The organism is Bacillus sp. 165 (assembly GCF_017742235.1).
Taxonomy (GTDB): Bacteria; Bacillota; Bacilli; order Bacillales; family Bacillaceae_G; genus JAGHKQ01.
The window spans coordinates 1-1,061 of record NZ_JAGHKQ010000036.1 but is presented as its reverse complement, the minus strand read 5'-3'; the positions used below and the strand labels follow the sequence as shown (position 1 = coordinate 1,061).

The 1,061-nt window shown below is 34.4% G+C and carries 1 rRNA gene and 1 pseudogene; one reads left to right on the top strand and one right to left on the bottom strand.

The features are described from left to right. Positions 1–90: ribosomal RNA gene (gene rrf, locus J7Q84_RS18100) — 5S ribosomal RNA — on the top strand; the annotation flags it as partial. A 246-nt stretch (positions 91–336) separates the two neighbouring features. Here rrf and J7Q84_RS18795 read toward each other — a convergent pair. After that, positions 337–697: pseudogene (locus J7Q84_RS18795) on the bottom strand (IS1595 family transposase); the annotation flags it as partial. Positions 698–1,061: the final 364 nt, after the last annotated feature.

The window sequence follows — 1,061 nt, the reverse complement described above, 5'->3', positions numbered from 1 at the left end:
ACCCGTTCCCATTCCGAACACGGAAGTTAAGCTCTTCAGCGCCGATGGTAGTTGGGACCTTGTCCCTGTGAGAGTAGGACGTCGCTAGGCACAAAAAAACCAGTCAAATTGACTGGTTTTTTTGTGCCTGATTTTAAACGAGATCTTGAAACGATGCTTTAAGAATATGGTTTTGATTTGAGTTTTGTTGAATTTTAATGTTGATTTTTAAATGTGAATATCGGGATAAATCATCAGTGAAGGCTGGTCGAATTCTAATTATCTACTATCTTTTTGGGGTTTTAATTGTTTTGTTGTATTTAACAATGTGTGTCTCCAATAAAAAAGTGTAAGCTAAGTAACCTCTACGATTTTAGCAGATTTACGCAGGATGCAGTCTTTAAGTGTATAATCGACAAAGGTAATTCGTTCATCGTCTTTTCGGATACAATAAAGATACAGTATTGGTTGTATCAGTAAAAGTCTTGCTACAATACTTATAGTGATAGCGTTGACAAAGATTGTATGGACTGAACCATACTACGTGCTCAGAGCCACAATGATGGCTTTTAAATTCTTTTTGGCACGTGTTTTTCTTATTTTATTGCTTTAGACTGCTAGCAACAAAGGAAGAAGGTTTTATCTATTGAAACACTCATTCTTTTTTATGTGACAAATTGCTGATATGCTTTAATAAATTACTAAATGCTTTGGGCAGCCTTACTATTTGTTCAATATTCGTTCTGGTTTTAATGATATTGAGATTTTAGGTAGGTTTTAAATATCAACATTTATCTCTAACAAAGTCTTTATTTTTATATAAAGTGTTGACGTAGCTTGTTTATACTGTTAATATAAATAACGTTGCTTCTGACATAAACGAAAATGTTCAGAAACAAATTTTAAAAAATGTTGACAAGAAGTTGTCACAATGATAAGATGATAAAGTCGCTTCGAGCGGCACAGTAGTTCTTTGAAAACTGAACAAAACAAGAAACAAACGTCAAGTTTTAAATGAGCAAGTCAAACACTTTTATGGAGAGTTTGATCCTGGCTCAGGACGAACGCTGGCGGCGTGCCTA